Genomic DNA, 23,625 nt, shown 5'->3' with positions numbered 1-23,625 from the left:
CCCCGGACAGATCTGATATTTTCGGGGAGACGATGCTGACATATGGAGGGGCGATGGATCAGGGAGCGCTTGTCCCACGGCATGTGATCGAGGTGATCCGGCATCGCCTCGCCACGCGACCGGTCATCGTCCTGACCGGCCCCCGGACGATCGGCAAAAGCACACTGCTCAATACGTGCGCCCGCAAGCATCAGGTTCCCGTCATCGATCTGGACAGCCCACCCGTTCGCCGACAGGTCGCCCAAGACCCGACACATTTCGCCGCCGGCCCGCTGGAGCCGGTCTGCATCGATGAGTTCCAGCACGTGCCCGAGATCCTCTCCGCCATCAAGGCGGAGCTCAATGTCGATCTGCGACCCGGCCGATACATCCTCACCGGCTCAACTCGCTACAGCGCGCTCCCACGGCTTGGGCAGGCGCTCACGGGGCGCGCGCACATCATGACGGTGTGGCCGTTGTCGCAGGGCGAGCTCGGGGGACACAAAGAGACGTTTATCGACGCGATGTTCGCCGAACCTGGCAGCTTGGTGACGGCGATCCCCTCAAAGACCACACGCGCCGATTACGAGCGCATGATTCTCGCCGGCGGGTTCCCGATGGTGCTGGACATGCCTGACGCGGAGCGCGGTCACTGGTTCAGGGATTTCGTGGACATGGTGATCGACCGGGACGTGCTGGAGATCAGGAAGGTCAGGCAGCGCCACGTTCTGCCGCTCATCCTGCGCCATCTCGCGGCGCGCACGGCAAGCGTCGTCAATGCCGCGGACATCGCGCAGCACGTGGGGGTCGATCAGCGACTGGTCGGCGACTACATCACGCTGCTGGAGTCGGTTTTCCTGGCGCATCGGCTCGACTCCTATGGTCGCACCCTGAGCAGCAAAGTAGGCAGATCACCAAAAATTCACCTGGTTGACAGCGGGCTGGCCGCACACCTGCTCGGCATCAGCCAGCGCAAGTTGAACAGACGCGACCCAGCCACGCTGACCGAGTTCGGCAAGGTGGTGGAGACCTTCGTGGTCAACGAGTTGCTCAAGCAAGCGGGCTGGGCCGAGTCGGTGGTGGAGTTCAGCCACTTCCGCACCCGTGACCAGCGAGAGGTGGACCTGGTCATCGAGTCAGGTGAAGGCGAGGTCATCGGTGTCGAAGTCAAGGCGAAATCTTCGGTCGAAGAAGCCGACTTCCGCGGTCTCCGCCTGCTCAGAGACCGGCTTGGCGCCACCTTCGCAGGAGGGGTCCTGATCAATCTCGGTCAGCAGTCCTTCAGACACGACGACAGGCTCTTCGTGATGCCCGCCGATCGGCTGTGGACCCCGTTGCCGACCTCGTGGTAGGCGCCCATCCAAGGACCAGCAAATGCCGCGCCCACCAACTGTTGGACTGCTCCTGCGGAAACACCGAAGGCCGCCTGCCGGACGACGGCGGGCGGCCCTGACGGCAACGGCGCGATCAGTCGTTCAGGTGCTGGCGCAGGTAGGCGTCGACGCCGTCGATGGAGATGCGCTCCTGGGCCATGGAGTCACGCTCGCGGATCGTCACCGCGTTGTCCTCGAGGGTGTCGAAGTCGACGGTGATGCAGAACGGCGTGCCGATCTCGTCCTGGCGGCGGTAGCGGCGGCCGATCGCGCCCGCGTCGTCGAACTCGACGTTCCACCGGCGGCGCAGCTGCGCGGCCAGATCGCGCGCCTTAGGCGACAGGTCGGCGTTGCGCGAGAGCGGCAGCACCGCGGCCTTGACCGGGGCGAGCCGGTGGTCGAGCCGCATGACCGTGCGCTTCTCCATGACGCCCTTGGCGTTGGGCGCTTCGTCCTCGGTGTAGGCGTCGATCAGGAACGTCAGCGTGGCGCGGTCGACACCGGCGGCCGGCTCGATGACGTAGGGGACGTAGCGCTCCCCGCTGTCCTGCTCGAAGAAGCTGAGGTCGGCGCCGGACGCCTTGGCGTGGGAGGTGAGGTCGAAGTCGGTGCGGTTGGCGATGCCCTCGAGCTCACCCCACTCGGAGCCGACGAAGTTGAAGCGGTATTCGACGTCGACGGTGCGCTTGGAGTAGTGGGACAACTTTTCCTGCGGGTGCTCGTAGAGGCGCAGGTTGTCCTTGTTGATGCCGAGGTCGGAATACCACCGGAAGCGCTCGTCGATCCAGTATTGGTGCCACTCCTCGTCGGTGCCGGGCTTGACGAAGAACTCCATCTCCATCTGCTCGAACTCGCGGGTGCGGAAGATGAAGTTGCCCGGCGTGATCTCGTTGCGGAACGACTTGCCGATCTGGCCGATGCCGAACGGGATCTTCTTGCGCGCCGACTGCTGCACGTTGAGGTAGTTGATGAAGATGCCCTGCGCGGTCTCGGGCCGAAGGTAGGCCAGGCCCGACTCGTCCTCGACCGGGCCGAGGTAGGTCTTGAGCAGCCCGCTGAACTGCCGGGGCTCGGTGAAGGTGCCCTTGTTGCCGCAGTTGGGGCAGGTGATGTCGGCCAGGCCGCCCTCGGGCGTCTTGCCGTTCTTCTCTTCGTAGGCCTCGATGAGGTGGTCGGCCCTGAAGCGCTTGTGGCAGGACAGGCACTCGGTCAGCGGGTCGCTGAAGGTGTCGACGTGGCCGCTGGCCCGCCACACCTCGGGCGCCAGGATGACGCAGGAGTCGAGGCCCACCACGTCGTCGCGCGACTGGACCATCGACAGCCACCACTGCCGCTTGACGTTGTTCTTCAGCTCGACGCCCAGTGGACCGTAGTCCCACGACGCGCGCAGTCCGCCGTAGATCTCGCTCGACGGGTAGACGAGCCCGCGGCGCTTGGCGAGGCTGACGATGGTGTCCATGACGTCGGTGCGTCGTGCCATGTCGGTGATTCTCTTTCCGGCTGGAGGTCGGCGAGTGAAATTGGTGAGATCCCAGCTTAGGGGACTCTCGAACGCTCTCGCGCGCGAGTATTGTTACGCACCGTCCCGAACGTGGACGTCCTCATATGCGCTGGGTTCGTTGACCATGAGAATCATCAATGGATACATCACCATCCGGGCGGCGGAGAGGGCTCTGCGGTAGAAACCGGCGCCCTCCCACTCGCTGACCAGGGCCCACAGGTTGGGCTCGTCGACCGAGCGGGCCAGCCGGCCGCGCTGATAGCCCGGTTGGGTGGCGAGCAGGTCGAGGATGGCGTGGCCCTGTTTGACGAAGTCCTGCGACTGGGACTCTGGAACGGAGTATCGGATCACGGCGAGCACGCGACCAGCCTAGAGGCCCCTTCCGGAGCACCGCGTCCGCGCGACACGCGTAGGCTCTTCCCCGTGGCCCCTGACAGTGAACGCGGCGGCAGGCACGGCAGCAAGCCCGGCGGCAAGCGCGGCGACCAGCACAACGACCGGCGTGCCGGCCGGCCCGGCGACCGGCCCGGTGGCAAACGTCCGGTCCCGCAGGGCGAGCAGTTCTTCACGCCGGGCGCGACGGGCCTGCGCAAGGCCGTCGAGCAGCGCAGCGCCGTGCCGATGACGTTCCTTTTCACGCAGGTGCCCCGGTGGGTGGCGCCGGTGGTGCTGGTGGTCCTGCTGCTGGCCGGGTTCGCCGTGAGCAATCCGCTGGGCGGGGTCGCCGTCCTGCCCGTGATCGCGTTCATCGGGTGGCTGGCCTATCTGTCGTGGCCTTCTCTGGGGGCCGGCGGGAAGCTGCTGCGGGTCGCCATGCTGACGTTTCTCGTCCTGCTCGCGGCGACCCGCTTCGGCGCCTTCTGCGGGCCCGCTTCGGCCGCCTTCTGACGGACCCGCTGTGGCGCCTGCGCGGCCTTCCTGAGGGATCGCCTCAGGGCAGCAGCGTGTAGTGCGGGAAGTTGCCCGGCAGGCGTTCGTTGTCGGGGCCGCTCGTGGCGGCGCGCACCAGCAGTTCGCCTCCGACGAACGCGCCGCGCCACGACGCGCCGAGCCCGCCGAACAACTCCTCGCGGTCGCCGCGCGAGCGCGGCTTGTTGTGGCCCACCTTGAACGCCCGCACCTCGGGGGCGAGGCGGTGGAAGGTCTCCTCGTCGTCGCAGGAAAGGGTGGCGACGAGCGCGCCGTTGCTGGCGTTCATGGCGGCCAGCAACTCGGCCTCCGTGTCCACCAGGACGATCGTGTCGACGGGGCCGAAGGGCTCGGCGTGGTGCAGGGGTGAGGAGGGGGGCGGGTTGAGGATCGCGGTCGGGGCAAAGTATGCGGAAATATCCTGCCCTGGGAGGAAGTGTCCGGACTCGATGGCCGCGCGGTGGATCGGCACGCCGCCCCGCGCCACGGCCTCGTCCACCTGGTCGGCCAGCTCCTTGGCCTTCGAGGCGTTGATCAGCGGGCCGAAGGCCAGCTCCGGCAGCGGGTCGTCCGGCTCGGCGACCGCGAGCGGGTGGCCGAAGCGCAGCGACCCCACAGCCGACACGTACGCGCCCAGGAACTCGTGGAACGCCGACCGCTGCACCACGAACCGCGGATAGGCCGTGCACCGCTGCTTGCCGTAGTCGAACGACGCCCGGATCTGCCTCGTGAGCAGGTCCCAGTCGCCGTACTCCCACACGCCCCAGCAGTTCAGCCCCTCCTGCTCCAGCACGTGCCGGCGCCCGAGGTCGGCCAGCGAGGTCGCCACCTTGGCGCCCGCGTCCCTGCCGCCCACGAACGACACGCAGCCCAGCGCGCGCCCCGCCACCAGCACCGGTGACAGCTCGGCCCCTCCCCCGCTGACCAGCGTGAACGGAAGCCCTTCCCGCACGGCCAGCGCGCAGGCCAGCGTGAGGCAGCACAACCCGCCGTCCGTGGGCGTCTTGGCGATCACCGCGTTGCCGGCCAGCGCCTGCACGAGCATGGCGTGCATGAGCACGCTCATCGGATAGTTCCAGCTCGCGATGTTGCTGACCGGCCCCGGCAGCGGCGAGCGTCCCGCCACCATGCGGTCGATCTCGTCGAGATACCAGCGCACGCCGTCCAGGCAGCGGTCCACGTCGGCGCAGGCCGTCTTCCACGGCTTGCCGATCTCCCAGACCAGCAGCAGGGCCAGCAGGTCGCGGTGGGCGGCCATGGACTCCACGGCCGCCGCGACCATCGCCTTGCGCTCGGCCATCGGCAGGTACCGCCACCGGTTGTGCTCCTCGACGGCCCCGGCCACCGCCCGCGCGGCCCCGGCCCGGTCGAGCCGGGGCAGGCCGGCGATGGCCGTGCCGTCCAGCGGTGAGAACCCCGGCACGGGGCGCCCGTCGCGGTGCCACATGCCGCCCCAGTGGTTCAGCACGCGGTCGTCGTGGAAGGCCTCGGGAGCCGCCGTGTGGCAACGGTCGTAGGCGTCCTGCCAGGCCGTACCCGGTTTGAGCTGCATGAGAGCTCCTCTCAGTCGGACCAGTCGGCGGTGATGAGCTCGGGCAGCGGCTCGAACTCCTTGACCGCGTCGAGCGAGGGACCCATGGCGGCGTTGGCCTCGCGTTCGACCATCACCTCCACCAGCACCGGCAGCCGCTCGCGCGCAGACTCGGCCGACGCCCACGCCAGCGCGCCGGGCAGGTCGCCCGGCAGCTCCACGCGGCGCGCCGGGCAGCCGAACGCCTCCATGGCCTTGACATGGTCGATGCCGCCTTCCCCGTAGTGCAGGTCCACGGCGAAGTTCATGTCGTACGGGATCTCCGCCTGCCGGATGAGTCCCAGGTACTCGTTGTTGATCATCACGATGACGAACGGGACGCGGTACTGGGCGGCGACCGCGACCTCCTCCATCAGGAACTGGAAGGAGTAGTCGCCGACCACGGCCACCACCTGCCGCTCGGGATGCGCGCACTTGACGCCCATGGCCGCGGGCACCTCCCAGCCCAGCGGCCCCGCCTGCCCGCAGACCAGGTAGCGCCGCGGCAGGTAGGTCGTCTGGAACTGACCCGACCAGATCTGGTAGAGCCCGATGGCGGTGACGAACGTGGTGTCCCTGCCGAAATACTCGTTGATCTCCTTGAACACCCTGGGCGGCTTGATCGGCACGTCGTCGAAGTCGTCGCGGCGCGTCATCGTGCGGCGCAGGTCGGAGACCCTGCGCACCCACTTGCCCGGCTCCTTCGGCCCGCTCCGCCCGCGCGCCTCGGCCAGCAGGTCGGCGAGCACCGGCTTGGCGTGGCCGACGATCCCCAGGTCGGGCTCGAAGACCCGGCCGATCTGCATGGGCTCGATGTCGACGTGCACGAACTTGCGTCCCCGGCGGTAGACGTCGAGGTCGCCGGTGTGCCGGTCGCCGAAGCGGGCGCCGACGGCCAGCACCAGGTCGCTGTCCAGGAACGCGGCGTTGCCCCACCGCGTCTGGGTCTGGATGCCCGGCATCCCGGCGAACAGCGGGTGGTCCTCGGGGAAGGCGCCCTTGCCCATGAGCGTCACCTGCACCGGCACCTGGAGGTGCTCGGCCAGCGCGCGCAGCTCGCCGCAGGCGTCGGCGATGATGACGCCGCCGCCGGCCAGGATGACGGGCCGCCTGGCCTCCGCCAGGAGGTCCATGGCCTTGCGCACGGCCTTCGGCAGCGGGCGCGGCGCCTCGACGGGCAGCGGCGCGTCCACGTCGCGGTCGTACAGGCAGGTGCCGCGCTGGACGTCGATCGGCAGGTCGATGAGCACCGGCCCCGGCCGGCCCGACCTGGCGATCCTGAACGCCTCGCGGAACACCCACGGCGCCTGGGCGGGCTCCTTGAGCTGCACCGCCCACTTGGTCACCGGACGGGCGATCTCCACGATGTCGACCGCCTGGAACGCCTCCTGGTGCAGCTTCGACGTGGCGGCCTGGCCGGTGACGCAGATCATCGGGATCGAGTCGGCCATCGCCGTGTAGAGACCGGTGATCATGTTGGTGCCGGCGGGGCCCGACGTGCCGATGCAGACGCCGGCGTTCCCCGTCACCCTGGCCCAGCCGTCGGCCGCGTGGGTGCCGCCCTCCTCGTGGCGTACCGTGATGTGCCGGATCGAGCTCTTCTGGAGCGCCGCGTAGAGCGGCAGGATGGCCGCGCCGGGGATGCCGAAGACGGTGTCCACGCCCTCCGACTCCAGCACCGCGACCACGGCCTCCATGCATGGAATGCGATTCATCCATTCAGCCTTTCGATCACTTTGAGCAGGGCGGAATGGTCGAGCGAGCCGTGGCCCTGCGCCCTGGCCGCCGCCATGAGCTGGGCGACCTGCCCGGTGAGGGGCAGGCTGACCCCGGCCTCGCGGGCCGCGGCGACCGCGATGCCCATGTCCTTGTGGTGCAGGTCGATGCGGAACCCCGGGGCGAACTCCCGCTTGACCATGGTGTGGCGCTTGAGCTCGAGGATCCTGGAGCCCGCCAGGCCGGCCGCGAGCACGTCCAGGCCGGCGGCCGGGTCGACGCCCGAGGCCTCCAGCAGCACGATGGCCTCCGACACGAGCCCGTACACGCCGCCGACGACGAGCTGGTTGGCCGCCTTGACGGTCTGGCCCGCGCCCGCGGGGCCGACGTGCACCACGGTCGTGCCGAGGCTGCCCAGCACCGGCCCGGCCGCCGCGACGTCCTCGGCGTCGCCGCCCACCATGATCGACAGGGTGCCGTCGATCGCGCCGCGCTCGCCGCCGCTGACCGGGGCGTCCAGCGCCCGTACCCCAGCGGCCGCCGCCTGGCGCGCCACCCTGCGGGAGGTCTCCGGCTTGATGGTGCTCATGTCGACGTAGAGCAGGTTCGGCTTGCCGTACTCGACGACCAGCGGCGCGACCTCCTCCACCTGCGGCGAGTCGGGCAGCATGGTGATCACGACGTCCGCGCCGGCGACCGCGTCGACCACGCCGGCCGCGCCCTTGCCGCCCAGCCCGGCGAGTTGCTCGACCCGCTCGGCGCTGATGTCGTACCCGGTCACGGCGTGCCCGGCCTTGACGAGGTTGGCGGCCATGGGGCTGCCCATGATCCCCAAGCCGATGAAGCCGACGTTCATGTGCGCCTCCAGTCGAATGCGCCCGGCCCTTCGTGCCGGTACTCCAGGCCGACGTGGCCGCGGTAGCCGGCGGCCTCCAGCCGCGCGAAGATCTTCTGGTACGGCATGCGCCCGCTGCCCGGCCGTCCCCTGCCGGGGTCGTCGGCGATCTGCACGTGGCCGAAGCGTTCCGCGTGCCCGTCGATGAGCGCGAGCACGTCCTCGCCCATCCGGTGCAGGTGGTAGAGGTCGGCCAGGAAGGCCACGTTGTCCCTGCCGACCTCGTCGATCAGCTCGAACGCCGCCTGCGACGACGTGATTGGATATTTCGGGTTCTCGTGGGAGTTGAGGGCTTCGACGACCACGGTCGCGCCGATCTCCGCCGCCGCGTCCGCCGCCCTCCTCATGTTCGCCACGGCCAGGTCCCTGTCGGTGCCGGGGCCGTTGCCGTACAGGGCGTTGAGCACCCCGCAGCCCAGCTCGCCCGCCAGCCGGACCGCGACGTCGACGTTCGCCTGGAACCTCGCCGAGCCGCCGGGCCTGGCCAGCAGGCCGCGATCGCCCGTCGCCATGTTCCCGGCGTCGAAGTTGAGCCCCGTGAGGCGCACTCCCGCGTCCTCGACGGCCTGCCGCAGCGCCGCCAGCTCCGCGCCCGCGGGGTCGGGGCCGTCGAACGGCCACCACATCTCCACGGCGTCGAACCCCGCCTTGGCCGCCGCGGCCGGACGCTCCAGCAGCGGCAGGTCGGTGAACAGGATGGACAGATTGACGGTGAACCTCACGAAGACCTCCCTTCGCGGGTGGCGCGGAGGAGGCGGGCCGTCTCTGAGGGGGTCCGGCCGACGCGGACGCCGACGGCCTCAAGGGCTTCCTTCTTGGCCTGGGCGGTGCCGGACGAGCCGGACACGATCGCGCCCGCGTGCCCCATGGTCTTGCCCTCCGGCGCGGTGAAGCCGGCGACGTAGGCGACCACCGGCTTGGTGACGTTCGCGGCGATGTAGGCGGCGGCTCGCTCCTCGGCGTCGCCGCCGATCTCGCCGATCATGACGATGGCGTCGGTGCCCGGGTCCTCCTCGAACGCCTGGAGGCAGTCGATGTGGGTGGTGCCGATGACCGGGTCGCCGCCGATGCCGACGGCGGTGGAGAAGCCGAGGTCGCGCAGCTCGTACATCAGCTGGTACGTCAGCGTGCCCGACTTGGAGACCAGCCCGATGCGCCCGGCGGAGGTGATGTCGGCGGGGATGATGCCGGCGGAGGACTGGCCGGGGCTGATCAGGCCGGGGCAGTTGGGCCCGATGATCCTGGTGCGGCCGCTCGCCAGCGCGCGGAAGCGTACGGCGTCGTGCACGGGTACGCCCTCGGTGATGACCACGCAGAGCGGGATCCCCGCCTCGACGGCCTCCTCCACGGCCGAGCCGGTGAACCGGGGCGGCACGAAGACCACGGAGACGTCGGCCCCCGTCTCGGTCATCGCCTCGGCCACGGAGCCGAACACGGGCACCGTCCGCTCGCCGAAGTCCACCGAGCGCCCGCCCTTGCCGGGTGTCACCCCGGCCACGATGTCGGTGCCCGCGGCGAGCATGCGGGCCGTGTGCCTGCTGCCCTCGGCGCCCGTCATGCCCTGCACGAGCACCCGGCTGTCCTTGGTCAGAAAGATCGCCATCATGCACCTGCCGCGAGTCTGGCCGCCGTCTCGGCGGCGCCGTCCATGGTCGAGACCTGGCGGACGGCCGGATGCCTGGCGTCGCTCAGGATGCGCCGGCCCACCTCGGCGTTGTTGCCGTCCAGCCGTACGACGATGGGCCTGCCGTGGCCGCGTTCGCCGAGAAGCTCGAGTGCGGTGACGATGCCGTTCGCCACCGCGTCGCAGGCGGTGATGCCGCCGAAGACGTTGACCAGCACCGAGCGCACGCCGGGGTCGTCCAGGATGATCTCCAGCCCGTCGGCCATGACCTTGGCGGACGCGCCGCCGCCGATGTCCAGGAAGTTGGCGGGGGCGGCCCCCGCTCCGGCGACCACGTCGAGCGTGCTCATGACCAGGCCCGCGCCGTTGCCGATCACGCCGACCTCGCCGTCGAGCTTGACGTAGTTCAGTCCCTTGGCCCGGGCGCGGGCCTCCAGGCCGTCCGCGTGTTCCTCCTGCTCCCAGGAGTGCCGGAAGGCGGAGTTGCCGTCCAGGGTCACCTTGCCGTCGAGCGCCACGATCCGCTGGTCGGTGGTGCAGATCAGCGGGTTCACCTCGACCAGCAGGGCGTCCTCCGCGACCAGCACCCGCCACAGCTTCTCCAGCGTCTCGGCCGCCTGCTCGGGCAGGCCCGCCTTGGCGGCGAGCGCCCGAGCGGTCTCGGCGTCCACTCCGGACACCGGGTCGACGGGGAGCTTCACCAGCGCGTCTGGGTCGGTGGCGGCGAGCTCTTCGATCTCCATGCCGCCCTGGCTCGACACCATGGCCAGGAACCCGCCCTCGGCCCGGTCGACCAGGAAGGCCGCGTAGTACTCCTCGAACGGCACGGTCGCGGTCTCGACCAGCACGCTCCGCGCGACGTGCCCCTTGATGTCCATGCCGAGGACGCGGTCGGCCTCCACTTCCGCGGTGACCGGCCCCGCCGCGGTCCTGATGCCGCCCGCCTTGCCGCGTCCGCCGGTCTTGACCTGGGCCTTGATGACAACGGGCGCGTTCAGCTCGGCCGCGATCGCGCCGGCCTGCGCGGGGGTGGTGGCGACCCTGCCGGCGGGGACCGGGATCCCGTGACGCCCGAAGAGCTCCTTCGCCTGGTATTCGTACAGGTCCATTCGAGCCTCCTTTGTAGACGGTATACCGTATGGAATATCCCTCGTCTAGGGTCTCGACAGGGCTCCGTCTACTGGATATTCCATACAGTATGGAGAATGCAGTTCGAGACTGGCGTGGCCGCTCGTACCTTCCCGGGCCCGTCCCCGCCGACCGCAAGCGCATGTTCTGGCTGTCCCTGGCCGCCATGGCCGCGATCAGCCCGCTGCAGTACGGCTACGCCGCGCTGCTCGCCCAGAAAGAGCCGACCCTGCTGGCCGTCTGGATCGCCTGCCAGGCCGCGGGCGCGCTGCCCGCCCTTCACCTGGTGCGGCGCGGGCGCCTCAGCGTACGCGTGAGCCTCGCGCTCGGAGCGGCGCTGAGCGGGCTCGGCCTCGTCACGGCGGCCCTCACGGTCGCGGCGCCGTCGGCCGAGGGCGCCGCCACCGCGCTCGCGGGCGGCGCCCTCGGCTCCGTGAGCCTGGCCGCTCTCACCGGCTACGGGCTGCTCGGCGGGCTGGGCGCGGGCCTGGTCTACGGCGTCTGCGGCGAGGTCGTCTCCTCCTGGTTCCCGGAACGGCCCGCCGCCCGGGTCGGCCTGATCACCGGCGCCTTCGGGTACGGGGCGGTACCCCTGCTGCTCTGGGCCGGCATCGCCCCCGGCGCCACGCAGGCCGCCTTCCTGACCGCCGCGGCCGTCGCGGTGGCGGTCATCGGGACGGCCGCCCGCCACCTCCGGCTCCCTCCGGCCCTGTGGTGGCCCGACGACGTCGACCCACGCACGCACGCCCTCGACGCGGCGCGGTTGCGCGTCACCCCGGAGGCGGCCAAGCAGTTCCTGCTCGCCCAGGCGCTGCGCACGCGGACGCTGCCCGCGCTCGCCCTGATCCTGACCTGCTCGGGCGCCGTGTCGGTCTTCGACGTGATCGTGGTGGCGGGCACGGGGACGTGGGGCGCGGTGGCCCTCATGGTGGCGCTGAACGGCGCCAGCAGGTCGGTGGCCATGCGCTGCTCTGAACTGTTCGGCCGCAGGCGGGTGCTGGCCGCCGTGCTGGGCGCGCTCGCGGTCGGCCAGGTGTTGCTGGCCGCCGGCGGCGCACACGTGGGCGGCTCGCCGGCGCAGGCGAACGTCAGCGCCGGTCTGCTCTGGCTCGGCGCGATCGCGGCCGGGCTGGGCGGTGGCGCCTTCTACCCGCTGCTCGCCAGCCTGGTGCGCGAGTTCTTCGGCACCGAGCGCGCCGGCGAGATCCACGCCGTCATCTACAGCGCCAAGGCGCTGGCGGGCGTCGGCGCCGTGGCCCTGGCCGTGGCGGCCCTGACCGCTCCCGGCGCCACGCTGCTGACCGCCGCCGCCCTGGCCGCGCTGCCCGCGCTGGCGGCGCCCCGCCTGCGCATCCCCGGCCTGCCCGCGACGATCCCGCTGTGATGAGACTCACGACCATGGACAATCGTTGGCCGGTATGCTGTAGGCAGTCGACCAAAAACTTTTTAGCTCAGCCCTGGAGACGTGCCCATGTTGCTGTCGGATCAGGCCGGTCAGACGGCGGCCGCGAAGATTCCCCGTCCCGCCACGCTCCGGGAGAGCGTCATAGAGGCTATCCAAGAGCTCATCGTCTCCGGCCAGCTCAAGCCCGGCCAGCACCTCGTCGAGAGCGAGCTGGCCGAGCTGCTCGGGGTCTCCCGGCAGCCGGTCCGCGAGGCGCTGCAGCAGCTCAGCGGCGAGGGCTGGGTCGACCTGCACCCGGGCCAGGGGGCGTTCGTGCACGTCCCGACGCTTGAGGAGGCCGACCAGCTGCTGGCCGTCCGCACGCTGCTCGAGACCGAGTCGGCCCGGCTGGCCGCCGTGCACGCCGGCGAGGACGGCGTGAAACGGCTGCGCGCGCTGTGCTCACGCGGCATCGCCGCGGTGCAGTCCGACGACGTCGACGCGGCCGTCGCCACCAACTCCGAGCTGCATGCCCTGGTGACCGACCTGTCGGGCAACAAGGTCCTCGCGGAGCTGGCCGCCCAGGTGGCCAGGCGCGTGCGGTGGTATCACACGCCGGTGGCCCGCCAGCGGGGCATGGCCTCGTGGGACGAGCACGCCTCACTGATCGACGCCATCGAGGCGGGCGACGAGGACCGCGCCGCCAAGATCATGCGCGACCACACCGAGCACACCCGCGCCTCCTACATGGAGCAGCGGGAGAACGAGCCCGTGGAGCCCGCGCCCAAGCCGGTGCGCCGGCGCCGCCCCCGCACTCCGTCCGCGGGCTGACCGCGGTGTAGACCCGCGCGGGGCGACCCGCGCGGAGCGTCCAGAAGGACCTGCTCGGACCCGCCGCGGGGTGACCTGCGGGGATGACCCGCGGGGTGATCTGACGTTCACAGAAGACGACATGCTGCGTAACACCTCGGGCAGAGGATGCGTAGCAGAGATGGGAGGTGCATGACCGTGAAGGCGCTGATCCGCTTTCTCCTAGGTGATCCCGCGGGGCATTCCGCCGACGGCCGGATGATCGGCCTCGGCCTCAGCACGGCGCTCAGGAAGCACTACTCCGCCGACGACGCGGAGCGCTACCTGCGCCAGTGGACCGCGGAGCACGACGTACGCCAGAGCCCCCGATGCTGAGCGGGTCGCAACGTCAGTGAACGATTTCCGCCGGGGCGGTTGATCCACGCGCCGGCGAGGAAGAGCGATGTGGATCGTGGTCTGGGAGCCGGCGCGGAGATGTCCCGCGATTTGAGGCCGATGGCCAGGTCATGATGCGGAACGAGACAGACGCTCACGCGTGCTTTCCTGCAGGATGACGAGGAAGGCCTTGCCGAGTGCATCGGGAACGGTACGCGTGTAGGCGGTGAGTTCCCGGTGCACCGCCGGTGACGGCTGAAGGGCGTAGCCCTCGTATCCGTCCGGCACGATGTTGGCAGGCACCATCGCCGGCCCGAGGCCTGCGGCCGCGAGGACGGGCGCGGACGCGGTCTGTTCGGTCCGCACCGCGATGCCGGGTTGGAACGACGCTTTCGCGCACGCCGCGTTGAGGACGTCGGCGAGGCCGTTGTCGGGTGCGTAGTGCACCCAGCGGCGCTCACGGAGCTCGCCGAGCCGCACCTCCGTGGCCCTGCGGACGGCGAGCGGGTCGTCGCGCGAGACCACGATGACGAAGTTCTCGATGCCGAGCGTGTGGATGGGGCCCGTCCAGTCCGACGGGCGGGGCCCGATGGCCAGGTCCGCCTGCCCTTCCGCCATGGCCCTGGTCAGCTCGTCCGCGTGCCGGTGCTCGTGGAGGCGTACGTCGACGTCGGGGTGGCGCCGGCTCCACAGCCGCAGGGCGGCGGGCAGCAGGCCGAGACTGATCGAGTAGGTGGTCGCGAGCCGCAGCTCGCCGCCGGCCAGCCCCACCGACTGCCTGGCCGCCGACAGAGCTCTGGCCGCGTCGAGGAGGACGGCCCTGGCGTGGGGCAGGAAGGCGCGTCCGGCCGGGGTGAGATGCGCGCCGCGTGATGCTCGTTCCAGCAGCGTGGCGCCTACGGACCGTTCGAGCGCCTGGATCTGGTGGGACAGCGCGGGCTGCGTGACGTGGAGCTGCGCGGCGGCCCGCGTGAAGGAGCCCTCTTCCACGACGGTGACGAGGTATTCGATCTGACGCAGGCTCACCATAAACAGAGCCTATCGGATCTATGACATATATGAGTTCGACTAATCGGTGCGCCTGCCACGAAACTCTTTCCACAGCCCACGTTCGACGGAAAGAGGCCACTGTGACCTACCTGGACGAGCTCCCCCTCGCAGGCGACGTCGTGGCGACGGACTTCAGAGACTGGCCGGCGAGCCTCCGGGAGGAGTTCCGGGCCAACGCTCACAACGGCCAGGTCGGCGGGCTGCTGCTCCATGAGTCCGAGCGGGTGCGCGTCTGGCAGATCACGCTCGCCCCCGGCGAGCGGCTGCCGGCGCACCGGCACGTGCTCGACTATTTCTGGACGGCGCTGACCGACGGACGCAGCCGCCAGCACACCCACGACGGCACCACGCGCGAAGTCTCCTACCGCCGCGGCGAAACCCGTGAGTACGTCTTCGGCGCCGGGGAGTACCTGCTGCACGACCTGGAGAACGTCGGCGGCGACGAACTGGCCTTCATCACGGTGGAACACCTCCGCAGCGCGAACCCCCCGCTCCCACTCAGCTGACGACGGCACCACGGCAAAGGCATGGTCCCATGGCAATCACCGACCCAGACGCGACCACCACCACACGGCGGCGCGGAACCCTGACCCCCCGCCAGGTCGGCTTCGCGGCCATGATCGGGAACGCGATCGAACTCTACGACTTCATCCTGTACTCCTTCATCGCGGCCAGCGTGTTCGGCCCGCTGTTCTTCCCCGGCTTCGAGCCGTGGCTCGGCACCCTGGCCGCGTTCTCGGGGCACGCGGTCGCCTTCCTCGTCCGGCCGCTGGGGGCGACGGTGTTCGGGCGCATGGGGGACCGGCTCGGCCGCAGACCCGCCCTGCTGGCGTCGCTGGCCATCATGGGAGTGGCCACGGTCGGCATCGGGCTGCTCCCGACCTATGCCGCGATCGGCGTGGCCGCTCCCGTCATCCTGGTGGCGCTGCGGATGCTGCAGGGACTGGCCGTGGGCGGCGAATATCCCGGCGCCGTCGTCGTCGCCGTCGAACACGCGCCTCCGAGGCTCGCCACGCTCTACGGCGCCTTCCCGCAGATCGGGAACATGATCGGCATCCTGTCCGCCGGCGCGTCGATGCTGGTCGTCAACCTCGTGGTCGGGCAGGCCACCTGGCAGGCCTGGGGCTGGCGGGTGCCGTTCCTGCTCAGCGGAGTGCTGGTCGTCCTCGGCCTCCTCCTGCGCACCCGGCTCTCCGAGACGCCGGAGTTCGTCGAGGCGTCGAGCCGGGTGGCCGCGCAGCGCCGCGCATCCCACGGGCGGCTCGGCACGCTGTTCCGCCAGGCACGGCGGCCGCTGCTGATCTGCGTGCTGATGTGGATCGGGCCGGTCACCTTCGGCTACGCGTTCCTCACCAGCCTGCTGGCGTACGTCGGCACGTACCAGCCGACGCTGTCCGCCATGGACGTGCAGCTCGGGCTGGTGCTGACCGGCTTGACCCTGGTCGTCCTCGTGGCGGTCAGCGGCAGGTACGGCGACGCGTGGGGCCGCGAGCGCGTCGTGATCGTCTCAGGCGTGCTGACGATGGCGTGGGCCGTCCCGTCCTACCTGCTGATCGGCACAGGCGACCGGTACGCGCTGTGGCTGGCCATGACCGTCGGCGCCGTCTCGTACGGGATCTTCGGCGGGGTGGTGCCGGCGATGATGTCGCAGTTGTTCCCGGTCGAGGTGCGCTACGTCGGCGTCGCCACCGTCATCGCGATCAGCGCGCTGGTCGGCGGCGGCTTGCTGCCGCTCCCGACTCTGACCGCCGTAGGCGCTCTGGGCGGATCGTCCGTGCCGATGATGACGATGATGGGCCTGTCCGGCCTGGCCACCATGATCGGCGGCGCTCTGCTGCACCGCAACCGCGCCGCCCTTCACGCGACGCGGTGAGCACGCAGCCATGCCCCTGGATCCGCAGGCCGCCGCTCTGCTGGACAGCGCGACGAGAAACCACACCCCCGCCGGCCGCATGACGGTCGCCGGGGCCCGCGCCGGCATCGTGAAGTACCTGGAGCTGCAGGGCGAGCCGGAGCCCGTGGCCCGTGTCCGGGACGTGGCCATTCCCGGGCCTGCCTCCGCGTTGCCAGCCCGGGCCCACTATCCCCACGGCGAGCCGCCGTACCCGTGCCTCGTCCACTTCCACGGGGGCGGCTGGGTGAGCGGCGACCCCGGGATATACGACCGGGCCTCGCGCAGGCTGGCGAACGCCACAGGCTGCGCCGTCATCACGGTCGGCTACCGCAAGGCTCCGGAGAACCGCTTTCCCGCCCCGCTCGACGACTGCCACGCGGCCGTGTCGTGGATCGCCGGGAACGCCGCCGACCTGCAGATCGACGCGAACCGGATCGGTGTCTCCGGCGACAGCGCCGGCGGCAACCTGGCCGCTGCGACGTGCCTGCGCGTCCGCGACGCGGGCGGGCCCGCGCTCCGCCTCCAAATCCTCATCTATCCGGCCACCGACGCGGCCTGCGCAACCGCCTCCCACGAGACCTACGCGCGCGGCTACGGGCTGGAAAGCCGCACCATGCGATGGAACTGGGCCCAGTACCTGGGAACCCACGACCCGGCGGACCCCTACGCCTCGCCGCTGCGGGCCCGGCTCGACGGGCTGCCGCCCGCGCTCGTGACCACCGCGGAGTTCGACCCGCTGCGCGACGAAGGCGAACTGTACGCCGCGCGCCTGGCCGCGGCCGGAACGCCCGTCACACTCACCCGCTACGACGGGATGATCCACGCCTTCTACCTGGCCGGTCGTGCCTTCCGACGCACCGACGCGCTCTACGCCCAGATCGGCGACGTGACGCGCGAGCACCTTCTGCAGTAACCGACCACCACCCTTCGAACAGGAGAACCACCCCATGAGCACCCAGCGCAAGGTCGCCCTCGTCGTCGGCGCCCAGGGGGTGATCGGCCGCAACCTGGTCGACCACCTCTCCGGCTGCGACGACTGGGAGGTGATCGGCCTGTCGCGCCGCTCCGCGCCGGACAGCGGCCGCGTCCGGAACATCTCGGTCGACCTGCTCGACCCGGAGGACTGCGGCAAGAAACTCTCCGGCCTGAACGAGGTCACCCACATCTTCTACGCCGCCTACCAGGAACGGCCGACCTGGGCCGAACTCGTACCGCCGAACCTCGCGATACTCGTCAACGTCGTCGACGCCGTCGAGCCCTTCGCACACGACCTGGCTCACATCAGCCTGATGCAGGGCTACAAGGTGTACGGCGCTCACCTCGGACCGTTCAAGACGCCGGCCCGCGAGTCGGACCCGCCCCACATGCCGCCCGAGTTCAACGTCGACCAGCAGGAGTTCCTGGAGCAGCGGCAGCGGGGCAAGTCCTGGACGTGGTCGGCGATCCGCCCGTCCGTCGTGTGCGGCTTCGCCCTCGGCAACCCCATGAACCTGGCCATGGTGATCGCCGTCTACGGCTCCATCGCCAAGGAACTCGGCGTGCCCATGCGCTTCCCCGGCAAGCCGGGGGCCTACCACAGCCTCCTCGAGATGACCGACGCCGGGCTGCTCGCCAGGGCGACCGTCTGGGCTGCGACCGATCCCCGATGCGCCAACCAGGCGTTCAACATCAACAACGGCGACCTGTTCCGGTGGAACGACATGTGGCCGAAGATCGCCAGATTCTTCGACCTTGAGGTCTCCGACCCGCTTCCCATGTCGCTGGCGACCGTCATGGCCGACAAGGCTCCGCTCTGGGAGGAGATGACGCGCAAGTACGGCCTGGAGCCGCACACGTACGAGGAGCTGTCATCGTGGGGGTTCGGCGACTTCGTGTTCTCCTGGGACTACGACATGTTCGCCGACGGCACCAAGGCCCGGCGCCTCGGCTTCCACGAGTTCGTCGACACCGAGGAGATGTTCCTCGGCATCCTGGCCGACATGCGCGAACGCCGCGTCATCCCCTGAGCCGGTCCCCCGGCCACACCGGGAACGACACGTCGTGACCTCGCCCAGGGCGGGCGGGGCCGAGCACGGCGGGGTGCATGGGCCCGACCGCCGGCGTCACCCCGCCGGACCCGGCGCCGGCGTCACCCCGCCGGACCCGGCGGGCGGCACGGAGAGCGCGAGGGCTGGCAGCGCGGCGCCGGTCCCGGGGTCAACGATCGGCGGTTTCCGGCTCCGCCACCTCCGCCCTGGCGTCGCGAGCCGACTTGATCAGGCTCAGCACCGTGGTCACCGCCAGGGTGCCGAGGATGACGCCGAGAGAGACCATGATCGGGATCTCCGGCGCCCACGACACGCCGTCGTGGTGCAGGGCCTCAAGGATCAGCTTCACCCCGATGAAGGCCAGCACCACCGACAGCCCCTTGCTCAGGTAGACGAGCCGGTCCAGCAGCCCGCCGATGAGGAAGAAGAGCTGCCGCAGCCCCATGAGGGCGAAGGCGTTGGCGGTGAACACCAGATAGGGCTCCTTGGTGAGCCCGAAGATGGCCGGGATGGAGTCGAGCGCGAACAACAGGTCGGTCGTCCCGATGGCGACCATCACGATCAGCATCGGGGTGACCATCCTGCGGCCCAGATGCACGGTGAGCCGGGCGCCGTGATAGGTGTCCGTGGTCGGGAGCACCCGGCGCACCGTGCGCAGGGCGAGGTTCTCGGAGAACTCCGCGTCGTCGTCCTCGTGGCCGATCAGCTTCCACGCGGTGTAGACGAGGAACGCGCCGAAGACGTAGAAGAGCCAGTCGAACCTGGAGACCGCCTCGGCGCCGGCCGCGATGAAGGCGCCGCGCATCATCAGCGCCAGGATGATCCCGATGAGCAGCACCTTCTGGCGATACTGACGCGGCACCTGGAATCGGCTCATGATCAGCAGGAAGACGAAGAGGTTGTCCACGCTGAGCGAATACTCGGTGATCCACCCGGCGAAGAACTCCCCGCCGTGCGCGGGGCCCGACAACAGGAGCAGGCCGGCGCCGAAGGCCACGGCCAGACCCACGTAGAACGACACCCAGGCCACACATTCCCTGAAGGAGGGTTCGTGCGGGTTGCGGGCGACGAGGTAGAAGTCGAACGCGAGCACGATGCAGAATCCGCCGATCGTGACCAGCCAGACCCAGACGGGCAGGTTCATCGACGCGACCCCTTCCTGGCCGCCTGCAGGGCTTGGGCGTGCTTGATGTATTCACCGAGCAGCGCCTCGGCCTCAGGGTTCGCGCCGGCCCTGCGCATGAGCCAGTGCGGCATGAGCCGCTCGTGCAGCCAGACGAAGCCGATCGCGAAGCCGAGCGCCACCATCGCCTGGTATGCCAGGAACGGCAGCACGCCGTCGGCCATGCCGACCCCGGCCACGCTCTCCTGCATGAGCCGGGACACGGGGAAGGCCGCCATCCAGAACAGTCCGACGGGCCCGAAGGTCCCGGGCCGGAACACGCCGTGGCCCAGGAGCACGCCGTACAGCCCGCCGAAGAGGCCGAGCGGCACGGCGAGCGCGAGGGCCGACAGCGCGACCATCCCGGTGGGCTGCCCCGCGAGCAGGGTCAGCCCACCGGCCATGGCACCGGCGGCGGCTCCGATCGACGCCCCTGGCAGGGCGAGTTCGAGGCTGTGCCGTCCGATCATCAGCCCACGACCACGCCGTAGGCGAACAGGCTGTAGAACAACATCCCCAGGTAGAACACCGCGCCGAACCCGATGATCAGGTTGGTCCACCACTTGGGCCTGATCGGTTTGGGCAACATGCGGTTGTTCACCAGGAGCAGGGTCACGCAGTACGCGCCCATCGCGAACGTCGACAGGAACGCCAGCGTGTCCAGGATCCCGCTGGGTCCGTCGGCCGGGCCGAACAGCAGAATCAGGATGCCGAAGATGATCACGCCCCAGAGGAAGATCGCGTACAGGTGCGACATGCGGACCTTCTTCGCGCCGGGCACGAAGTTGTACGTCATGTCGGCCTGGCCTCTGGAGAAGGAGTCGAACAACCCCAGCGTCGCGTTCAGGCCGATGAGCGCGATGAACCCGAGGAAAACCACCCCGAGTACCGAGCTGCCCGCGGAGGAGACCGCGTCCGCCATCGCGGTGAGCGCCACCTCCCGGTCATCGCCTGCGATCACCTCGCGCACGCCCGGGTTCTGCCGCACCGCCGACTGGGCGATCACCGTGAAGGAGATCGTGACCAGCATGGTGATGCCCCAGAACAGCAGGAGGGCGTCGAAGGTGACCCAGCGCCGCCAGCCCTTCCACTTGGCCATCTCAGCCGGGTCGTCGGTGTCGAACATGAACCCGCGCGCGGGCATCTCCTCCTGCTCGCCCGCGTGCCGCAGCCCGCGGACCTTCGGCATGTGCGCGCCCATGCCGGCGCCGGAGTCACGCAGGTGCAGCGTGTACCACATCTGCTGCATGCCCGACGGTCCGGCGAACGCGCACGCCCCGACGATCACCGGGAACCAGGCCGCGGTCATGGCCTCCTGCGGCAGGTAGCCGAAGGAGAACATGCCGGTGATCGTGGTGACCACGTCGTTGAAGGTGCCGACCATGGCGGCGACCACGGCCGTGCCGAGCACGAGCGCGCCGATGAGCAGCGACAGCACGTTCTCCAGCACGTTGTAGATCACCTTGGCCAGGCTGAAGATCACGCCCACGAGGAGCAACCCGGCGACCGCGGTCACCACCCAGGGTATTCCGGTGATCTCCTCGAACGCCGCCGCTCCCGCCGACAGGTGCCCCGGCCAGATGTAGACGGCGATGGCGACGACGAAGAAGAACCACATCAGCGGCTTGAACACCCTGGCCGCGCCGGAGAAGATGCTCTCCCCCGTGGCCATGGCGTACCGCGCCATCTCCAGCATCACCACGGCCTGCAGGGTGACGCCGATCAGGAACAGCCACCGGATCTCCGGCCCGAACAGCAGCACCAGCCGGGGCCACATGTACGACTCGCCCATGCCCACGCCCAGGGCGACGAGGAAGACCGTCGGCCCGAGAATGTGCACCGAAGGAGGCGCGTCGGGGAGTTTCCTGATGGGCATCGGCTCGAGCCGGCCCGCTTTCCATACTCGTTCGTCCTCCGCTGGTGGCGCGGTTTGCGCCGCCGGCGGTGTGTTCGATGTGTCCACCTACGGACCTCCTGGGGGGTTGTTGCCTTTCTGCGCTGCTGCCCCGAATGGCCCCCTCGCCTGGCTGCTGTGCGATCAATCGGCTCTAGCTCAGCAGCCCGGCCGCCCTGGCCCAGCGGTACTTCGCACCGAGGACCGCCACGGGCTTCTCAGTCGTGTACGGGTACGCGACCACGCCATGCTCGAACAGGTATTCGCTGGCCTCCTCAACTTCGGTGTCCCCGGCGAGCGACGCCACGACCGGCTTGACGTTGCCCTTCTGCCGCTCCTCCGCCACGACGCGGGCGATGAGCTCGGCGAAGACCATCGGCGGCGTCACGATCGTGTGCCAGTAGCCCAGGACGAGCGCGTGGATGCGCTCGTCGGCCAGGCCGAGGCGGACCGTGTTCTCGTACGTCGATGGCGGTTCGCCGCCGGTGATGTCGATGGGATTGCCCGCCGCTCCGAAGGGCGGGATGTAGGCGCGGAAGGCCTCGTCCAGGTCGGGCGGGATGTCCATGAGCGTCAGCCCGGCGTCGACGATGGCGTCGGAGAGCAGCACGCCCGAGCCGCCCGCCCCGGTGATGATGACGACGTTCTCGCCCTTGGGCGCGGGCAGGATCGGCAGCGCGCGAGCGTACTCCAGCATGTCGTTGAGGCCCGGCGCGCGCACCACCCCGGCCTGCCGGAGGATGTCGTCGTAGACCTTGTCGTCGCCGGCCAGGGCCCCGGTGTGCGAGCCGGCCGCCCGCGCGCCCATCGCGGTGCGTCCCGCCTTGAGCACGATGACCGGCTTCTCCTTGACCACGCGGCGGGCGGCGTCGACGAAGCCGCGCCCGTCCTTGAGGTCCTCCAGGTGCATGGCCACGGCCTTGGTGTTGTCGTCCTGCTCGAAGAAGGTGAGCAGGTCGTCCTCGTCCACGTCGGCCTTGTTGCCGACGCCGACGATGGCGGAGACGCCCATCTTGGTGGTGCGGCTGAAGCCCAGGATGGCCATGCCGATGCCGCCGCTCTGCGAGGTCAGCGCCACGCTGCCCTTGACGTCGTACGGCGTGCAGAACGTCGCGCAGAGGTTCTCCGGCGTGTAGTAGTAGCCGTAGATGTTGGGGCCCAGCATGCGCACGCCGTGCCTGCGCGCGATCTCGACGATCTCCTGCTGGCCCTCGACGTTGCCCGTCTCGGCGAACCCCGACGGGATCATGACGGCGCCCGCCACGCCCTTCTTCCCGGTCTCCTCCAGCGCCGCCGCGACGAACTTGGCGGGGATGGCGAACACGGCCACGTCCACGTCGCCGGGGACGTCGGAGATGCTCTTGTACGCGGGCAACCCCATGATCTCGTCGGCCTTGGGGTTGATCGGCAGGATCTGCCCCTGGTAGCCGCCGTTGATGAGGTTGCGCATGACGGAGTTGCCGATCTTGCCGGTCTCCGCGGAGGCGCCGATCACCGCGACCGAGCGCGGCTTGAAGATCCGCGTCATCTGCCGGAGGATCTCCTCGCGCGGCAGCCGGGTGACCTCCGCGGGCTTGTCCCCGATGAGGATGCGCACGTCGGCGGCGACCGCGCCGTTCGCGTCGGCGAAGACGGGGTTGAGGTCGACCTCGATGATCTCGGGGAAGTCGGAGACCAGCCGGCCGACCCGCTCGATCAGGCCCGCGAGCGCCTCCCGGTTGGCGGGTTCGGCACCGCGAGCACCACGGAGGACTTCTGCCGCCCTGATGTCGTCCAGCATCCCAAAGGCATCTTCGCCCGAAAGCGGGGCCAGCCTGAAGGTAACGTCCTGCAAAACTTCGACCAGGACACCGCCAAGTCCGAAGGCGACGACCTTGCCGAACGTGGGGTCGGTGACGGCGCCGACGATGACCTCGTGGCCGCCGCCGACCAGCTGCTGCACCTGGATGCCGTCGATTTTCGCGTCGGGGTCGTAGGCGCGGGCGTTGGCCAGGATCGTGTCGTAGCCCTCCCGCACCTCGTCGGCGCTCTTCAGGCCGACCAGCACGCCGCCGGCGTCCGTCTTGTGCAGGATGTCGGGCGAGACGATCTTGAGGACGACCGGGAGCCCGATCTTCTCGGCGATCTCCGCCGCCTCCGCGGCCGACGTGGCCAGCCCCTCGCCCGGGGTCGCGATGCCGTACTCCTCGCACAGCCTGCGCCCTTCGGGTGCCGTCAGGGCGGTGCGCCCTTCGGCGAGCGCCTTGTCGATGACTTCCCTGACCACGCTTATGGTCGCGCTCGCTACGGGCCCTCCCTGGTTACGCGGGCTACCGCTGTCGGGCCCTACTCGCC

22 protein-coding genes are annotated in these 23,625 nt (G+C 70.0%); 9 read left to right on the top strand and 13 right to left on the bottom strand.

Features of this window, described 5'->3' with window-relative positions; all coding sequences use genetic code 11:
• Positions 1-53: 53 nt before the first annotated feature.
• On the top strand, positions 54-1,331 hold the full coding sequence (locus ABGB01_RS02020; protein ID WP_347769612.1) for an ATP-binding protein: 1,278 nt from the start codon (positions 54-56) through the stop codon (positions 1,329-1,331).
• A 115-nt stretch (positions 1,332-1,446) separates the two neighbouring features.
• Here the strand turns inward: ABGB01_RS02020 and ABGB01_RS02015 are convergent, their stop codons facing one another.
• A complete protein-coding gene (locus ABGB01_RS02015) occupies positions 1,447-2,832 on the bottom strand; it encodes a glycine--tRNA ligase (protein ID WP_347769610.1) in 1,386 nt (461 codons plus the stop codon).
• A gap of 93 nt (positions 2,833-2,925) precedes the next feature.
• Positions 2,926-3,213: an antibiotic biosynthesis monooxygenase gene (locus ABGB01_RS02010; protein ID WP_347769608.1), complete on the bottom strand. Its 288-nt coding sequence runs from the start codon at positions 3,211-3,213 to the stop codon at positions 2,926-2,928.
• Between the two features lie 63 nt (positions 3,214-3,276).
• Here ABGB01_RS02010 and ABGB01_RS02005 point away from each other — a divergent pair, with 63 nt between their 5' ends.
• A complete protein-coding gene (locus tag ABGB01_RS02005; RefSeq protein ID WP_347769606.1) occupies positions 3,277-3,741 on the top strand; it encodes a DUF6703 family protein in 465 nt (154 codons plus the stop codon).
• Between the two features lie 43 nt (positions 3,742-3,784).
• Here the strand turns inward: ABGB01_RS02005 and ABGB01_RS02000 are convergent, their stop codons facing one another.
• Genes ABGB01_RS02000 through sucC form a run of 6 tightly spaced genes read right to left on the bottom strand, consistent with a single transcriptional unit; the run spans position 3,785 to position 10,676 of the window.
• Positions 3,785-5,314: an aldehyde dehydrogenase family protein gene (locus ABGB01_RS02000; RefSeq protein ID WP_347769604.1), complete on the bottom strand. Its 1,530-nt coding sequence runs from the start codon at positions 5,312-5,314 to the stop codon at positions 3,785-3,787.
• An 11-nt stretch (positions 5,315-5,325) separates the two neighbouring features.
• Positions 5,326-7,047 carry a glyoxylate carboligase gene (gene gcl / locus ABGB01_RS01995; protein ID WP_347769602.1) on the bottom strand — a complete coding sequence of 574 codons (1,722 nt, stop codon included), beginning with the start codon at positions 7,045-7,047 and terminating at the stop codon, positions 5,326-5,328.
• Positions 7,044-7,904 (bottom strand): NAD(P)-dependent oxidoreductase, encoded by an 861-nt coding sequence (locus tag ABGB01_RS01990; RefSeq protein ID WP_347769600.1) that lies wholly within the window; start codon positions 7,902-7,904, stop codon positions 7,044-7,046. Before ABGB01_RS01990 ends, gcl begins: the two co-directional genes overlap by 4 nt.
• Complete coding sequence (locus ABGB01_RS01985) at positions 7,901-8,665, bottom strand: TIM barrel protein (protein ID WP_347769598.1); 765 nt, start codon at positions 8,663-8,665, stop codon at positions 7,901-7,903. Before ABGB01_RS01985 ends, ABGB01_RS01990 begins: the two co-directional genes overlap by 4 nt.
• Positions 8,662-9,546, bottom strand: coding sequence for a succinate--CoA ligase subunit alpha (sucD, locus tag ABGB01_RS01980; protein WP_347769596.1), 885 nt, complete (start codon positions 9,544-9,546; stop codon positions 8,662-8,664). Before sucD ends, ABGB01_RS01985 begins: the two co-directional genes overlap by 4 nt.
• Entirely contained in the window at positions 9,546-10,676 is a 1,131-nt protein-coding gene (gene sucC, locus ABGB01_RS01975) for an ADP-forming succinate--CoA ligase subunit beta (protein WP_347769594.1), read from the bottom strand. Before sucC ends, sucD begins: the two co-directional genes overlap by 1 nt.
• 89 nt (positions 10,677-10,765) lie before the next feature.
• Here sucC and ABGB01_RS01970 point away from each other — a divergent pair, with 89 nt between their 5' ends.
• The 3 genes from ABGB01_RS01970 (at position 10,766) to ABGB01_RS01960 (ending at position 13,264) form a co-directional block, all read left to right on the top strand.
• A complete protein-coding gene (locus tag ABGB01_RS01970; RefSeq protein ID WP_347769592.1) occupies positions 10,766-12,079 on the top strand; it encodes a hypothetical protein in 1,314 nt (437 codons plus the stop codon).
• A gap of 87 nt (positions 12,080-12,166) precedes the next feature.
• Complete coding sequence (locus ABGB01_RS01965) at positions 12,167-12,910, top strand: GntR family transcriptional regulator (RefSeq protein WP_347769590.1); 744 nt, start codon at positions 12,167-12,169, stop codon at positions 12,908-12,910.
• A 171-nt stretch (positions 12,911-13,081) separates the two neighbouring features.
• Positions 13,082-13,264, top strand: a complete 183-nt coding sequence (locus tag ABGB01_RS01960) for a hypothetical protein (protein WP_347769588.1) — start codon at positions 13,082-13,084, stop codon at positions 13,262-13,264.
• A gap of 129 nt (positions 13,265-13,393) precedes the next feature.
• On the opposite strand, the gene ABGB01_RS01955 is transcribed toward ABGB01_RS01960, so the two are convergent.
• Entirely contained in the window at positions 13,394-14,293 is a 900-nt protein-coding gene (locus ABGB01_RS01955) for a LysR family transcriptional regulator (protein ID WP_347769586.1), read from the bottom strand.
• 101 nt (positions 14,294-14,394) lie between these two features.
• Between ABGB01_RS01955 and ABGB01_RS01950 the strand changes: the two genes are divergently transcribed.
• From ABGB01_RS01950 to ABGB01_RS01935, 4 genes are read left to right on the top strand one after another with little or no spacing between them, the layout of a single operon-like run.
• Positions 14,395-14,820: a hypothetical protein gene (locus ABGB01_RS01950; RefSeq protein ID WP_347769584.1), complete on the top strand. Its 426-nt coding sequence runs from the start codon at positions 14,395-14,397 to the stop codon at positions 14,818-14,820.
• 29 nt (positions 14,821-14,849) lie between these two features.
• The gene (locus ABGB01_RS01945; protein WP_347769582.1) at positions 14,850-16,187 is read left to right on the top strand and encodes an MFS transporter; all 1,338 of its coding nucleotides are present in this window, start codon (positions 14,850-14,852) and stop codon (positions 16,185-16,187) included.
• A gap of 10 nt (positions 16,188-16,197) precedes the next feature.
• A complete protein-coding gene (locus ABGB01_RS01940) occupies positions 16,198-17,121 on the top strand; it encodes an alpha/beta hydrolase (protein WP_347769580.1) in 924 nt (307 codons plus the stop codon).
• Positions 17,122-17,155: 34 nt separating this feature from the next.
• The gene (locus ABGB01_RS01935; protein ID WP_347769578.1) at positions 17,156-18,214 is read left to right on the top strand and encodes an SDR family oxidoreductase; all 1,059 of its coding nucleotides are present in this window, start codon (positions 17,156-17,158) and stop codon (positions 18,212-18,214) included.
• A gap of 190 nt (positions 18,215-18,404) precedes the next feature.
• Here ABGB01_RS01935 and ABGB01_RS01930 read toward each other — a convergent pair whose 3' ends face one another.
• The 4 genes from ABGB01_RS01930 to ABGB01_RS01915 all read right to left on the bottom strand — a co-directional run bounded on the left by ABGB01_RS01930 (position 18,405) and on the right by ABGB01_RS01915 (position 23,563).
• Positions 18,405-19,379, bottom strand: coding sequence for a TerC family protein (locus ABGB01_RS01930; RefSeq protein WP_347769576.1), 975 nt, complete (start codon positions 19,377-19,379; stop codon positions 18,405-18,407).
• Positions 19,376-19,867, bottom strand: coding sequence for a hypothetical protein (locus ABGB01_RS01925; RefSeq protein WP_347769574.1), 492 nt, complete (start codon positions 19,865-19,867; stop codon positions 19,376-19,378). Before ABGB01_RS01925 ends, ABGB01_RS01930 begins: the two co-directional genes overlap by 4 nt.
• Positions 19,867-21,273 carry an Nramp family divalent metal transporter gene (locus ABGB01_RS01920; RefSeq protein WP_347769572.1) on the bottom strand — a complete coding sequence of 469 codons (1,407 nt, stop codon included), beginning with the start codon at positions 21,271-21,273 and terminating at the stop codon, positions 19,867-19,869. Before ABGB01_RS01920 ends, ABGB01_RS01925 begins: the two co-directional genes overlap by 1 nt.
• A 172-nt stretch (positions 21,274-21,445) precedes the next feature.
• Positions 21,446-23,563 (bottom strand): acetate--CoA ligase family protein, encoded by a 2,118-nt coding sequence (locus tag ABGB01_RS01915; protein WP_347770166.1) that lies wholly within the window; start codon positions 23,561-23,563, stop codon positions 21,446-21,448.
• Between the last annotated feature and the right edge of the window lie 62 nt (positions 23,564-23,625).

It is taken from the genome of Nonomuraea sp. B5E05 (assembly GCF_039880665.1).
GTDB lineage: Bacteria > Actinomycetota > Actinomycetes > Streptosporangiales > Streptosporangiaceae > Nonomuraea.
The sequence above is the reverse complement of the archived record's forward strand: the minus strand, read 5'-3'. Positions and strand labels throughout refer to the sequence as shown.